This window comes from Nocardioides sp. (genome assembly GCF_041393715.1).
Taxonomy (GTDB): Bacteria; Actinomycetota; Actinomycetes; order Propionibacteriales; family Nocardioidaceae; genus Nocardioides.
This window is the reverse complement of record NZ_JAWKJQ010000001.1, coordinates 63,588-75,873: the sequence shown is the minus strand read 5'-3', so window position 1 is coordinate 75,873 and position 12,286 is coordinate 63,588. Positions and strand designations below refer to the sequence as shown.

Sequence of the window (12,286 nt, the reverse complement as noted above, 5' to 3'; positions counted from 1 at the left end):
AGGGCCCCGGGCCTCCGGTCAGGACTCGGCGACGAAGTCGACGGAGTGCCAGCCGGTCGCGCCGTCGGGCACCACGTCGACGCGGACCCCCGTCTGCACCTCGCCGCGCTTGTCGATCGCGCGCACACGGAGCTCGTGGTCGCCGGGCGCCAGCGTCAGCGTCGCCGCCCACTGGACCCAGGTGTCGTCGTTGGGCGCGGTGGCCAGCTCGGCCTGCTGCCACGCGCCGCCGTCGAGCTGCACCTCGACGGCGCGGATGCCGGTGTGCTGCACCCAGGCGGCGCCGCCCGCCCTGAACGTGCCTGAGGGCACCTTGGCTCCCGAGCTCGGCACGTCGATCCGCGAGGCCATCTTGACCGGGCCACGCTCCGCCCAGCCGCGGTCGGTCCAGTACGCCGTGAAGTCGGCGAACCTGGTCACCTCCATGTCGACCACCCACTTGCAGGCCGAGACGAAGCCGTAGAGCCCCGGGACGATGGTCCGGGCCGGGAAGCCGTGCTCGATCGGCAGCGCGCGCCCGTTCATCGCGACCGCCAGCATCGCCGCGCGACCGTCGGTCAGTGCGGTCAGCGGAGTGCCGCAGTTCCAGCCGTCCTGCGAGGTCTGCAGGACCGCGTCGGCCCCGGGCTTGACGCCCGCCTCGGCGAGCAGGTCGGCGACTCTGACCCCGCTCCACCAGGCGTTGCCGACCAGGTCGCCACCGACCGGGTTCGAGACGCAGTTGAGCGTGATCCACGACTCGGTCAGCTGGCGGTCGAGCAAGTCCTGGTAGGTCACCACGACCTCCCGGTCGACCATCCCGTGGATCCGCAGCTGCCAGGTGCTCGGGTCCACGGCGGGCGGGAAGATGACCGTGTGGATGGTGTAGAAGTCGGCGACATCGGTGCGCCAGGGCGCCACGCCGTCGATGTCGACGCTGGCGCCCCGCGGCACCTTCGGCATCGTGACGCCGTCGAGGCGGACCAGGTCGCGCGCCGCCTCCACCCGCTCCCGCTCCCGGCCCAGCCAGCGGCCGACGACGACGGCGACGACCGTGCCGGCGCCCACCGCCGCCAGCCGCACCAGGAAGGTACGCCGGCCGGCCCCGGCCCGGGCCGGATCCTCCGACCCGTCGTCCGCACGACGGGGACCGGCGGCCAGGGCCGCCGCCAACCACGCGAACACCAGCTGCCAGGTGAGGTAGCCGACCAGGACCGGCAGCAGCCTGGTCGGCGTGGCGCCCTTCGCGCTCAGCACCGCGAACGCGCCCACCCCCGCCAGCACGGTGAAGACCGCGGTCGCCAGCCACGGGCGCCGCTGACCGAGGATGCCCGCCAGCGCGAACCCCGCGAGCAGCAGCGCCAGGATCGACCCGATGAGGAACGGCTTGTCATAGAACTGCAGGGTCGCGATCGCCTGCTCGGCCACCTGCCCGGGGGTGTGCCGGATCACCAGCTCGGCCACGGCGATCACCGGGCTGGCGCGGATCGACAGCATCGCCGCCACCGCGGCGCTGGTCGCCAGGCCGCTGAGGCCGGCCACCAGGCCGGCGAGCAGCCACGGGAGACGCGATCGGGTCACCACAGGATTCTGCCTCGGGCATGATCGGGCTGTGAATGACGAAGCCCTTACGTCCCGGATCGGCATCGGCACCGACGTGCACGCGCTCGCGGCCGGCGTACCCCTGTGGGTGGCGGGGCTCTCCTGGCCCGACGAGCCGCGCGGGCTCGCCGGCCACTCGGACGGCGACGTCGCCGCCCACGCCGCCTGCGACGCGCTCCTCTCCGCGGCCGGTCTGGGCGACCTGGGCTCCCAGTTCGGCACCGCGGAGCCCGAGTGGGCCGGCGCCTCGGGGGCCCGGCTGCTCGCCGAGACCGCCCGTCGGGTGCACGACGCGGGGTTCACGATCGGGAACGTCGCGGTCCAGGTGATCGGCAACGTGCCCAAGCTCGCGCCCCGCCGCGCCGAGGCAGAGGCGGCGCTGAGCGCCGCCGCCGGGGCACCCGTCTCCGTGTCGGCCACCACCACCGACGGTCTCGGCCTGACCGGCCGCGGCGAGGGCGTCGCTGCGATCGCCACCGCACTCGTCGCTCGGGCCACCGAGGTGCGCGATGGGTGATGCCGCTGTGGTGATCCTCGCCGCCGGGTCCGGGACCCGCATGGGAGGCGACCGCAACAAGATCCTGTTGCCGCTCAACGGAGCCGCCGTCGTGACCTGGTCGGTGCGCGCAGCCCTCGCCACGGCGGGCGTACGCCGGGTGGTCGTGGTGGTCCGACCCGGCGAGCAGCCGTTCGTCGCCGACGCGCTGGCCAAGGCGGCCATCGACGACGAGCGGGTCGGCTATGTCGACGGCGGCTCGACCAGGCATGAGTCCGAGCGTCTGGCGCTCGCCGCTCTCGCCGCGGAGATCCGCGCCGAGCTGGTCCGGATCATTGCCATCCATGATGCCGCTCGACCCTGGGTGGAGCCGGAACTGTTCTCGCGGGTGATCCTGTCGGCCGCCGAGCACGGCGGAGCGCTCCCCGTCGTGGACCTCGACTGCGTCGTCTCGAAGGACGGCTCCGCGCTGCCGACCGGACTGGTCGCGGTCCAGACGCCTCAGGCGTTCCGGGCCGGCGCGCTGTTGACGGCCTACACCGAGGCCAAGCGTCATGGATTCGAGGGCACCGACACAGCCGCCTGCATCGAGAGGTTCGTCGACCACCTGCGCATCGCCGCGGTCACGGGGTCCAGCACGAACAGCAAGATCACCGTGGCGGCGGATCTTCCGCGAGCGCAGCATCCATCCACGTGACCCGAGTCCGCTGAGACAGCTGCGCGACCCAGCTGCAGAACTCGGCGGCGGTCGGGGCCGGGAGCGTCTGCGCGACCTCTGCCGGCAGGACAACGGGCGGTCGCAACCGGACCAGCCGCTCCCGGTCGAAGGTGGAGACGACGAGACCTTCGGTGACCTGCTTGACCGTATCGGTCACGGGGCTCGCCACCACGACTGCCCCGCCGACCCGACGCTGCTGCGAGAGCACCCCGCCGACGGCTGAGCCGACGACTGAACGGCCCCCGGCATCGCCCGCGCCCTCGGAGGCGGTGAGCACCACCACGACCTCTCCTGGCGGGGGCCAGTCGCCGTCGCCGCCAAGGAAGTACCGACCGACGTCCACAGATGGCGAAGCCCCCGGGTGAGACCCGGGGCTTCGTCGAACGGTCCGGTCAGGAGGCCAGCACCTCGTCGAGGATCGCCTCGGCCTTGTCCTCGTTGGTGTGCTCAGCGAGCGCCAGCTCGGAGACCAGGATCTGCCGTGCCTTGGCCAGCATCCGCTTCTCTCCGGCGGACAGGCCACGGTCACGCTCACGACGCCACAGGTCGCGGACGACCTCGGCCACCTTCATCACGTCGCCGCTGTGCAGCTTCTCGAGGTTGGCCTTGTAGCGGCGCGACCAGTTCGTGGGCTCCTCCACGTGCGCGGCGCGGAGCACGTCGAACACGCGGTCGAGGCCCTCCTTGTCCACGACGTCGCGGACACCGACCAGGTCCAGGTTGCACGCGGGCACGCGCACGACCAGGTCCTGCTGAGCGACGATCCGGAGGACGAGGTACTGGCGGTCCTCACCCTTGATCTTCCTCATCTCGATGTCTTCGATGACGGCAGCGCCGTGGTTCGGGTAAACAACCGTTTCGCCGACGGTAAATGTCATATGTCAAGTACCCCTTCCTGGTGACCAGTCTAACACGTCCCCACACCGCGCCGGAAAGCGTTTGCGCAGGTCAGAGGCGGTATCGGGGCTTGACAGACCGGGGTTCTTGTGCAGTACGCCGGCCGAGCAGGACCGCGCCCGACGCCCGGGTGGCCGGCCGCTAGGCTAAGGCCGACGCCCGGGCACACCGCCGGGCCACCCGACGAAGGTGAGGACGACATGCAGGTGCGACGCTCGACGGCGATGCTGGCAGGCATGCTCCTGCTCGCCGTCCCGGTGACCGCCTCGTGTGGCATGAGCGGCCTCGACGCCGCGACCAACCGCGACTACACCCCGGCCGCCGGGGCCAACGACCGCGACGCCTCGGTCGACGTGCTCGGCGCCGTGGTGGTGTCCGCCCAGAAGGGCTCCGGCACCTTCCTGGCCACCTTCGTCAACAACGACACGACCGAGGACGCCACGGTCACCGGCATCGGCTCCGCGGCCGGCGGCACCGACCTGACCGTCGGAGACTTCGCCCCGATCACGGTGCCCGCCCGCGGCATGGACAACCTGGCGGGCGAGGGCAAGGCCGGGATCCCCGTCTCGGGCGACTTCGAGGCCGGCGACTTCCTCGCCATGCAGATCACCCTCGGGACCGGTGAGACCGTCGACATGAAGGTGCCCGTCGTGCCCGACGACGAGCAGTTCGACAACGAGTTCCAGGGGCTCGACACCTCGGGCGAGTCCTGACCCGCGACGCACACCCGACCGGAGGACGCGATGACCTACACGCTGGTGCTGCTCCGCCACGGCGAGAGCGACTGGAACGCCAAGAACCTCTTCACCGGCTGGGTCGACGTGGCCCTCACCGACAAGGGCCGCGCCGAGGCCGTGAGCGGGGGCGAGCAGCTCAAGGCGGCCGGCATCCTGCCCGATGTCGTCCACACCTCGCTCCAGCGTCGCGCGATCAACACCGCCTGCCTGGCGCTCGACGCCGCCGACCGGCACTGGATCCCGGTCCGCCGGTCGTGGCGGCTCAACGAGCGCCACTACGGCGCCCTGCAGGGCAAGGACAAGAAGCAGACCCTGGAGACCTACGGCGAGGAGCAGTTCATGCTCTGGCGCCGCAGCTTCGACGTGCCGCCTCCGCCGCTCGACGACGACGACGAGTTCTCCCAGGCCCACGACCCGCAGTACGCCGACCTCGGCGAGGAGCTCCCCCGCAGCGAGTGCCTCAAGGACGTCATCGCCCGCATGCTGCCCTACTGGGAGTCCGGCATCGTGCCCGACCTCCGAGCCGGCAAGACGGTGCTGGTCGCGGCCCACGGCAACAGCCTGCGCGCCGTGGTGAAGCACCTCGACGGGATCAGCGATGCCGACATCGCGGGCCTCAACATCCCGACCGGCATGCCGTTGGTCTACCGGCTCGACGAGTCGCTCTCGCCGACGGTCGCCGGGGGCGAGTACCTCGACCCCGAGGCCGCCGCCGCCGCGGCCGCGGCGGTCGCCAGCCAGGGTCGCTGAGGAGACCAGCACAACAAAACCGCCGGCCCGCCGTGGGGTGGCGAGCCGGCGGCCGAGCGAGCGCTGCGGCGGCGCTCAGCTCTCGGGTTGCTCGCCGGTGACGATGAAGACGACGCGGTTGGCCACGGTCACGGCGTGGTCGGCGATCCGCTCGTAGTAGCGCCCCAGCAGGGCGATGTCGACGGCGGGCTCGACGCCGTGGGTCCAGCTGCCGCTCAGCACCTCGGTGAAGGTCTGGCGCCGGAGCCGGTCCATGTCGTCGTCCATCGACTCGAGCTCCTTGCACTGCTCGACGTCGCGGGTGTCGATCACCCGGGTCACCGCGCCGACCATCTCCTTCGCGATCCGGCCCATCTCGGCGAGGATCGGGCGCTCGGACTCCGGCACCGCCACCTCGGGCACCCGCAGCCGAGCGATCTTGGCGACGTGGACCGAGAGGTCGCCCATCCGCTCCAGCTCGCTCACCATCCGCAGCGCCGCGACCAGCTTGCGCAGGTCGCCCGCCACCGGCTGCTGCAGGGACAGCATGGTGATCGCGTCGTTCTCGACCTTCTCGGCCGCCATGTCGATCTGGCTGTCGGCGCTGATCACCTGCTCGGCGGTGGCGGCATCGCCGCTCAGCAACGCGTTGGTCGCGTAGTGGACGGCGTTCTCCACCTCTCGGGAGATCGCCGCCAGGTCGGAGAAGAGGTCTTCGAGCTGCTCATGGAACGCCTCACGCATGACCCACATGCTAGGCGGTGCAGGTGAACCGACGGCGTCACGCGGTGAACGCGGCGTGAACAGTCGGCGCCGGGCGCGGCGGGAGCGAGGTCTCGGGGCCTGCTGCTGCGTACCATCGAACATGTGAGCCCGACGACCCAGGCCGCCGTGGCCGCGCTCGTCGGCGCCCTGGTCACAGCCGGCGCCTTCCTGGCGTGGTACGTCTCGGAGCGCCAGCTGAGGACGATGAGTGCGCCCGTCGAGCCGGCCGTGCCGGCCGGCATCGCCACCGTCCTGTCCGTGCTGCGCAGCAGCGCGGTCGTCGTCGACGCCGACGACACGGTGCTGAAGGCATCGGCCCCGGCCTACGCCCTGGGTCTGGTCAGCGGCAGCGAGCTCGCGCAGGCCGAGCTGGCCCAGATCGTGGCCGAGGTGCGGCGTACCGGCCAGATCGAGCAGACCGAGCTGGTCATCGCCGCGCCGACGGGGGCGCCGCGCCACGTCAGCGCCCGGGTGGCGCCGCTCGGCGCCCGGCAGGTGCTGGTCCTCGTGGAGGACCGCACGCGCGACCGCCAGCTCGAACGCATGCGCCGCGACTTCGTCGCCAACGTGAGCCACGAGCTGAAGACGCCCGTCGGTGCGATCCGGCTGTTGGCCGAGGCGGTCCAGGACGCCGCCGACGACCCGGAGGCGGTGACCCGGTTCAGCGGCCGGATGCTGACCGAGAGCGAACGGCTCACCCGGCTCGTGCAGCAGATCATCGACCTGTCGCGGCTCCAGGACGACGATCCGCTGGAGTCGCCGGTCTCGATCTCCGTCGACAAGGTCATCGCGCACGCCGTCGACACCAGCAGCACCGACGCCGAGTCTCGTCGGATCGACGTCGTCGTGACCGGCGAGGCCGGCCTGACGATCCCCGGCAACCAGGAGCAGATCCGCACGGCCGTCGCCAACCTGGTGGCCAACGCGGTGGCCTACTCCGGCGAGGGGACCACGGTCGTGGTGTCGGCCAAGGCCGTGCCCGACGCCGTGGAGATCAGCGTCATCGACCAGGGCATCGGCATCCCCGCCGGCGACCTGGACCGGATCTTCGAGCGGTTCTACCGGGTCGACCCGGCCCGGCACCGCTCGACCGGCGGCACCGGTCTGGGCCTGTCGATCGTCAAGCATGTCGCCGCGATCCACGGCGGCGAGGTCTCGGTCTGGTCCGTGGAGGGTCAGGGGTCGACGTTCACCCTGACCTTTCCCACCCGCAACGAGGAGGAGCAGTCGTGACGCGAGTACTGGTCGTCGAGGACGAGGAGAGCTACAGCGACGCCCTCGGCTACCTGCTGCGCAAGGAGGGGTACGACGTCGCGATCGCCGCGACCGGACCCGACGGGCTGACGGAGTTCGACCGCTTCGGTCCCGACATCGTGCTGCTGGACCTGATGCTGCCCGGCCTGCCGGGCACCGAGGTGTGTCGGCAGATCAGGGCCGTGTCGAGCGTCCCGGTGATCATGGTGAGCGCCAAGGACGACGAGGTCGACAAGGTGGTCGGGCTCGAGCTCGGCGCCGACGACTACGTCACCAAGCCCTACTCGCCACGCGAGCTGGTGGCCCGCATCCGCGCGGTGCTGCGCCGCGGCGGAGGCGAGCCCGACCTGCTCGCCGACGTGCTCGAGGTCGGTCCGGTGCGGATGGACGTCGAGCGGCACGTCGTCACCGTCCGCGGTGCCGAGCAGCGGCTGCCGCTGAAGGAGTTCGAGCTGCTGGAGATGTTCCTCCGCAACCCGGGCCGGGTGCTCACCCGCGGGCAGCTGATCGACCGGGTCTGGGGCTCCAACTACGTCGGCGACACCAAGACCCTCGACGTCCACGTGAAGCGGCTGCGCGCCAAGCTCGAGGAGGACCCATCCTCCCCCGCGCTGCTGGTCACCGTGCGCGGGCTGGGCTACAAGCTGGACGCCTGAACCACCTCTGTCGTGAATTCGCCGCCGGGGTCGTCGTGGTGTTGACGTTTGGCCCCAAACGTCGCAAATTCCGGCCCCAAGCCTGCAGTTTCTGCACAATCGTCGACCCATGAGCAGGTCCGAAACCCGCGAGACCGGTGTCGGTGGCTTGCCCTAGGTTCGTGCGGTGACCACGTCCCCCCGGGAGCCGGCCCTCGCGCCCAGCCCACCGTCCCACGACGACACACCCGCCTGGCTGCCCGTGGCCGCGGTGGCGCTGACGCTCACGCTCTGGGCGTCGGCGTTCGTCGCGATCCGCTACCTCAAGGATGACTTCTCGCCCGGGTCGCTCTCGCTGGGACGGCTGCTGATCGGGTCGGCGGCGCTCGGCGCGGTCGCGATGACCAGGCCGCGGACCCGGATGAGCGGTCGCGACTGGGCGGCCGTGATCGCCGGGGGCGTCCTCTGGTTCGGCATCTACAACGTGGCCCTCAACGCCGGCGAGCAACGGGTCGACGCCGGCACCGCCGTGATGCTGATCCAGGTGTCGCCCCTGCTGATCGCGCTGCTGGCGGCGGTGTTCCTGGGTGAGCGGTTCACCCTCTTCCTCGGCGTGGGGTTGGTGCTCGCGTTCGCCGGGGTGGCGATCATCGCGCTCGGCAGCAGCCGGAGCGGCGAGCACGACGTGGTCGGGGTGGCGCTGTGCCTGGTCTCGGCGTTGGCCTACTCCGTCGCGCTGGTGGCCCAGAAGCCGGTGGTGGGGCGGGTCCCCGCGCTCCAGGTGACCTGGCTCGCCTGCACCGTCGGGGCCGTCGTCTGCCTGCCCTTCCTCGGCGACCTGGTGCGCGACATGCGCGCCGCGTCGGCCTCCTCGGTCGCCTGGGTGGTCTATCTCGGCGTGTTCCCCACGGCCATCGCGTTCACCACCTTCGCCTTCGCGCTGCGCCACATGGGCGCGAGCCGGCTCGGCGTGACGACCTACCTCGTGCCGCCCCTGACCATCGTGATGGGCCTGGTGTTCCTCGGCGAGGCGCCACCCACGCTGGCCTACCTGGGCGGCATCCTGGCGCTCGTGGGCGTCGGAGTGGCCCGGCGCCGCCCGAAGGAGGCAGGCTCGTGACGGTCGTGGCGCAGGTGCTGGTGGGACTGGTCGCGCTGCTGCACGCGTGGTTCCTCGTGCTGGAGATGTTCCTCTGGACCACGCCCACCGGCCGTCGTACGTTCGGCCTGGAGCGCGACTTCGCCGAGCAGACCAGGACGCTGGCCGCCAACCAGGGTCTCTACAACGGCTTCCTCGCCGCCGGACTGGTCTGGGGCCTGGTCCGCGGCGACACTGCGACCCTGGTGTTCTTCCTGCTCTGCGTGGTCGTGGCGGGTGGCTACGGCGCTGCGACGGTCAACAGGAGGATCCTGCTCGTCCAGGCGCTGCCGGCGGTGCTCGCGCTGGTCGCGGTCCTGCTGGCCGACTGATCGACGCTCAGTCCTCCCCGGCCTCCAACCAGCCGCGGAACGCCTCCAGGTTGGCGGTCGACTCGCCGCGGTCGCGCCGCCACTTCCACTCCGCCCTGATCGACGACTCGAATCCCAGCTCGAGCAGCGTGTTGAACGACTCGTCGGCGTTGGTCAGCAGCGCGCCGAGCAGCCGGTCGAGCTCGTCCTCGGTGACCACCGAGAGGGGCAGCCGACCGGTGAGGTAGATGTCGCCGAGCCGGTCGACGGCGTAGGCGGTGCCGTAGCCGCGCAGGTTGCGTTCGAGCAGCCAGCGATAGACCCGCTCGTGACCCTCGTCGGGGTTGCGGCAGACGAAGGCCTGCACCGACAGGTGATGGTGGCCGACCTGCAGGCGCACCGGCGTCGACAGCTTGGTGGTGCCAGGCAGCCCGAAGAAGAACACCCCGTCGTCGGGCTCCTCGAACTCCAGCTCCTGGGCGCCCAGGTAGCGCCGGATCGCGGCCGCAGCGGCGGCCCCGTTCGCCTGCGTCACACCAGCTCCGCCGACATCAGCTCGCGGGCCTGCTCGTAGACCGCCAGGGTGGCCTCGGCGGTCCGGTCCCAGGAGAAGAGGGCGGCCTGCTCCAGGGCGCCCCGGCCGAGCCGGGCGGCGTACGCCGGGTCGCGCAGCACCCGGTCCAGCGCGTCGGCCCACGCCTCCGCGCCGTGCCCGTCGACCAGCAGGCCGCTGACGCCGTCGCGCACCGCCGTGGTCAGCCCGCCGACCGCCGCCGCGACGACCGGGGTGCCGCTGGCCTGCGCCTCGACGGCGACCAGCCCGAACGACTCGTTGTAGGAGGGTACGGCGACCACGTCGGCGGCGGAGTACCACCGAACCAGGTCGGCCTGCGCCACCGGCGGGACGAAGCGGACGACGTCGGCGAGACCGAGCTCCCCCGCCAGCTGGGCCAGGGACTCGGGGTGCTCGAGGCCGGTGCCGGACGGCCCGCCCACGACGGCGAGCACCAGACGCTCGCTCAGGGACGGGTCACGGCGCAGCAGCACCGCCGCGGCGCGCAGCAGCACGTCGGGCGCCTTGAGGGGCTGGATCCGGCCGGCGAACAGGAGCACCCGCGCGTCGAGCGGCACGCGCAGCGCGGCTCGCGCCAGCTCCGTCGGCATCGGCGAGAAGACGTTCAGGTCGACACCGGGGTGCACGACCTCGACACGACCGGCCGGCGCGTCGTAGAGCTCGATGAGCTGCTTGGCCTCCAGGTCGGTATTGGCGATCAGCATGTCGGCGGCAGCCACCACCTGGTCCTCCCCGATCTCCCGGATCATCGGGTCGGGGGTGTCACCGTCGGCGAGGAAGGCGTTCTTGACCTTCGCCATCGTGTGCATCGAGTGGATCAGCGGCACCCCCCAGCGGTCGCGGGCCAGCGCCCCGACCTGCCCCGAGAGCCAGTAGTGCGAGTGCACGGCGTCGTAGTGCCCCGCCGGCTGCGCCGCCTCCGCGCGCAGCACCGCCCGCGCGAAGGTGCACATCTGACCGGGCAGCTCCCCCTTCGGAAGCCCTTCGAAGGGGCCGGCGACGACCTGTTTGACCAGCACCCCGGGAGCCGCCTCCACCACCGCCGGCTGCGCCGAGGAGGTGGCCCGGGTGAAGACGTCGACCTCGAGGCCGCGAGCAGCCAGCCGCCGGGCGAGCTCGATGACATAGACGTTCATCCCGCCCGCGTCGCCCGTGCCGGGCTGGTCCAGCGGGGAGGTGTGCATGCTGATCATCGCGAGACGCCGCAGCGTGGAGCCCACGTGTCACTCCTCCCGTCGAGACCGCTCGTGAGTGCCAACCGTGGCGGCGGCCCGGTGATTCCCACGCGGCGGCTCACCCATCGGCGGCGTGGCTGCCGTGCGGATGGTGGTCGCGGCGCCGGCCGCGCCACCACACCACCAGCGAGACCAGGATCGTGACGCCGCCGAACAGCGCGTCGCCGAGCGACTCACCGGTCGCGGGGTAGAGCAGGGACAGCGCGGTGTAGCCGAGCAGGGCGACACACACGCCGACCACCAGCCGCAGCGCCAGCATCGAGCGCGCGGTCAGGCCGACGCCGGCCGCGAACAGCGCGAGCGCCAGCCAGGTCAGCCCCGCCCAGCGCAGCGCCGTACCGATCTGACCGTCGGCGGCCACCACCCCGGCGTCGTCGAGCGCGAAGCGAGCCACCCAGCAGGCGCCGCCGAGGATGCCGGAGAGGCAGGCGGGCGTGCGCGAGATCATCCTGCTCCTGACGAGTACGACGGCCGGCCGGGCGGCGTGGGGTCCCCGCCGAGTCTGCCAGACTGCCCCTGTGCAGACCATCGGACTCGTGGGCGGGATGAGCTGGGAGAGCAGCGCGGTCTACTACCGCGACCTCAACCTCGGCGTACAGCAGCGGCTGGGCGGGCTCTCCTCGCCCAAGGTGGTGCTGAGCACCGTCGACTTCGCCGAGCTCACCCACCTCGAGGACGACCAGCGCTGGGACCAGATCGGCGAGCTGCTGGCCGACGCCGGACGAGGCGTCGAGCGGGCCGGCGCCGACTTCCTGCTGCTGTGCACCACGACGTTCCACAAGGTCGCCGACCAGGTACAGGACGCGGTGTCGATCCCTCTGCTCCACCTCGGCGACGTCGTCGCCCAGGCGTGCGTCGAGCAGGGCGTCACCAGGGTGGGCCTGATCGGCACCACCGTCGCCATGTCGGACCCGTTCTTCAGCGACCGGCTCGCCCGCCACGGCGTAGAGACGATCGTGCCCCCCGACGCCGAGCACGAGTGGGTCAACAGCGCGATCTACGACGAGCTCGTGCACGGCCGGGTCGAGGACGCCACCCGGCGCCGGGTCGTGGGCCTCTCCGAGGAGCTGTGGGACCGCGGCGCCAAGGGACTCCTGCTCGGGTGCACCGAGATCGAGCTGCTGATCAGGCAGGCCGACGTCGAGCTGCCGGTGTTCCCCTGCACCACCCTCCACGTTGAGGCGGCCCTGGACCGCGCGCTCGCCTGAGCGTCGAC

General features: G+C 71.8%; 16 protein-coding genes. 9 read left to right on the top strand and 7 right to left on the bottom strand.

Annotated elements, in window-relative coordinates; genetic code table 11:
• Nucleotides 1-18 precede the first annotated feature (18 nt).
• Nucleotides 19-1,560 carry a molybdopterin-dependent oxidoreductase gene (locus tag R2740_RS00410; RefSeq protein ID WP_371300688.1) on the bottom strand — a complete coding sequence of 514 codons (1,542 nt, stop codon included), beginning with the start codon at nucleotides 1,558-1,560 and terminating at the stop codon, nucleotides 19-21.
• A 31-nt stretch (nucleotides 1,561-1,591) separates the two neighbouring features.
• On the opposite strand from R2740_RS00410, the gene ispF reads away from it, so the two are divergent.
• Together ispF and R2740_RS00400 are read left to right on the top strand one after the other, a co-directional pair.
• A complete protein-coding gene (ispF, locus tag R2740_RS00405; protein ID WP_371300687.1) occupies nucleotides 1,592-2,098 on the top strand; it encodes a 2-C-methyl-D-erythritol 2,4-cyclodiphosphate synthase in 507 nt (168 codons plus the stop codon).
• Complete coding sequence (locus tag R2740_RS00400; RefSeq protein ID WP_371300686.1) at nucleotides 2,091-2,774, top strand: 2-C-methyl-D-erythritol 4-phosphate cytidylyltransferase; 684 nt, start codon at nucleotides 2,091-2,093, stop codon at nucleotides 2,772-2,774. Before ispF ends, R2740_RS00400 begins: the two co-directional genes overlap by 8 nt.
• On the opposite strand, the gene R2740_RS00395 is transcribed toward R2740_RS00400, so the two are convergent.
• Both R2740_RS00395 and R2740_RS00390 read right to left on the bottom strand, forming a co-directional pair.
• Nucleotides 2,728-3,078, bottom strand: a complete 351-nt coding sequence (locus R2740_RS00395; protein ID WP_371300685.1) for a hypothetical protein — start codon at nucleotides 3,076-3,078, stop codon at nucleotides 2,728-2,730. The genes R2740_RS00400 and R2740_RS00395 overlap by 47 nt on opposite strands.
• Before the next feature lie 109 nt (nucleotides 3,079-3,187).
• A complete protein-coding gene (locus R2740_RS00390) occupies nucleotides 3,188-3,673 on the bottom strand; it encodes a CarD family transcriptional regulator (protein WP_180934452.1) in 486 nt (161 codons plus the stop codon).
• 219 nt (nucleotides 3,674-3,892) lie between these two features.
• On the opposite strand from R2740_RS00390, the gene R2740_RS00385 reads away from it, so the two are divergent.
• Complete coding sequence (locus R2740_RS00385) at nucleotides 3,893-4,405, top strand: hypothetical protein (RefSeq protein WP_371300684.1); 513 nt, start codon at nucleotides 3,893-3,895, stop codon at nucleotides 4,403-4,405.
• A 30-nt stretch (nucleotides 4,406-4,435) separates the two neighbouring features.
• Nucleotides 4,436-5,179 carry a phosphoglyceromutase gene (locus tag R2740_RS00380; RefSeq protein ID WP_371300683.1) on the top strand — a complete coding sequence of 248 codons (744 nt, stop codon included), beginning with the start codon at nucleotides 4,436-4,438 and terminating at the stop codon, nucleotides 5,177-5,179.
• Between the two features lie 75 nt (nucleotides 5,180-5,254).
• Here the strand turns inward: R2740_RS00380 and phoU are convergent, their stop codons facing one another.
• On the bottom strand, nucleotides 5,255-5,902 hold the full coding sequence (gene phoU, locus R2740_RS00375) for a phosphate signaling complex protein PhoU (protein ID WP_371300682.1): 648 nt from the start codon (nucleotides 5,900-5,902) through the stop codon (nucleotides 5,255-5,257).
• Nucleotides 5,903-6,025: 123 nt separating this feature from the next.
• Between phoU and R2740_RS00370 the strand changes: the two genes are divergently transcribed.
• The 4 genes from R2740_RS00370 (at nucleotide 6,026) to R2740_RS00355 (ending at nucleotide 9,282) form a co-directional block, all read left to right on the top strand.
• Nucleotides 6,026-7,156 carry a sensor histidine kinase gene (locus R2740_RS00370; RefSeq protein ID WP_371300681.1) on the top strand — a complete coding sequence of 377 codons (1,131 nt, stop codon included), beginning with the start codon at nucleotides 6,026-6,028 and terminating at the stop codon, nucleotides 7,154-7,156.
• Nucleotides 7,153-7,833 carry a winged helix-turn-helix domain-containing protein gene (locus R2740_RS00365; RefSeq protein WP_371300680.1) on the top strand — a complete coding sequence of 227 codons (681 nt, stop codon included), beginning with the start codon at nucleotides 7,153-7,155 and terminating at the stop codon, nucleotides 7,831-7,833. Before R2740_RS00370 ends, R2740_RS00365 begins: the two co-directional genes overlap by 4 nt.
• Before the next feature lie 166 nt (nucleotides 7,834-7,999).
• Nucleotides 8,000-8,932 carry a DMT family transporter gene (locus R2740_RS00360; protein WP_371300678.1) on the top strand — a complete coding sequence of 311 codons (933 nt, stop codon included), beginning with the start codon at nucleotides 8,000-8,002 and terminating at the stop codon, nucleotides 8,930-8,932.
• Nucleotides 8,929-9,282 (top strand): DUF1304 domain-containing protein, encoded by a 354-nt coding sequence (locus tag R2740_RS00355; RefSeq protein WP_371300677.1) that lies wholly within the window; start codon nucleotides 8,929-8,931, stop codon nucleotides 9,280-9,282. The genes R2740_RS00360 and R2740_RS00355 overlap by 4 nt, the downstream gene beginning before the upstream one ends.
• Nucleotides 9,283-9,289: 7 nt before the next feature.
• On the opposite strand, the gene R2740_RS00350 is transcribed toward R2740_RS00355, so the two are convergent.
• The 3 genes from R2740_RS00350 to R2740_RS00340 form a co-directional block, all read right to left on the bottom strand.
• Nucleotides 9,290-9,796 carry a YbjN domain-containing protein gene (locus tag R2740_RS00350; protein WP_371300675.1) on the bottom strand — a complete coding sequence of 169 codons (507 nt, stop codon included), beginning with the start codon at nucleotides 9,794-9,796 and terminating at the stop codon, nucleotides 9,290-9,292.
• The gene (gene mshA, locus R2740_RS00345; RefSeq protein ID WP_371301162.1) at nucleotides 9,793-11,028 is read right to left on the bottom strand and encodes a D-inositol-3-phosphate glycosyltransferase; all 1,236 of its coding nucleotides are present in this window, start codon (nucleotides 11,026-11,028) and stop codon (nucleotides 9,793-9,795) included. Before mshA ends, R2740_RS00350 begins: the two co-directional genes overlap by 4 nt.
• A gap of 100 nt (nucleotides 11,029-11,128) precedes the next feature.
• Nucleotides 11,129-11,518 carry a hypothetical protein gene (locus tag R2740_RS00340; RefSeq protein ID WP_371300674.1) on the bottom strand — a complete coding sequence of 130 codons (390 nt, stop codon included), beginning with the start codon at nucleotides 11,516-11,518 and terminating at the stop codon, nucleotides 11,129-11,131.
• 70 nt (nucleotides 11,519-11,588) lie between these two features.
• Between R2740_RS00340 and R2740_RS00335 the strand changes: the two genes are divergently transcribed.
• Nucleotides 11,589-12,278: an aspartate/glutamate racemase family protein gene (locus R2740_RS00335; RefSeq protein WP_371300673.1), complete on the top strand. Its 690-nt coding sequence runs from the start codon at nucleotides 11,589-11,591 to the stop codon at nucleotides 12,276-12,278.
• The last annotated feature ends 8 nt before the right edge of the window (nucleotides 12,279-12,286 follow it).

Bases quoted from the DNA above. Each gene is read 5' to 3' on its own strand.
- R2740_RS00400 (WP_371300686.1), top strand. From the start codon at position 2,091: ATGGGTGATGCCGCTGTGGTGATCCTCGCCGCCGGGTCCGGGACCCGC.
- R2740_RS00390 (WP_180934452.1), bottom strand. From the start codon at position 3,673: ATGACATTTACCGTCGGCGAAACGGTTGTTTACCCGAACCACGGCGCT.
- R2740_RS00385 (WP_371300684.1), top strand. From the start codon at position 3,893: ATGCAGGTGCGACGCTCGACGGCGATGCTGGCAGGCATGCTCCTGCTC.
- R2740_RS00380 (WP_371300683.1), top strand. From the start codon at position 4,436: ATGACCTACACGCTGGTGCTGCTCCGCCACGGCGAGAGCGACTGGAAC.
- phoU (WP_371300682.1), bottom strand. From the start codon at position 5,902: ATGCGTGAGGCGTTCCATGAGCAGCTCGAAGACCTCTTCTCCGACCTG.
- mshA (WP_371301162.1), bottom strand. From the start codon at position 11,028: ATGATCAGCATGCACACCTCCCCGCTGGACCAGCCCGGCACGGGCGAC.
- R2740_RS00340 (WP_371300674.1), bottom strand. From the start codon at position 11,518: ATGATCTCGCGCACGCCCGCCTGCCTCTCCGGCATCCTCGGCGGCGCC.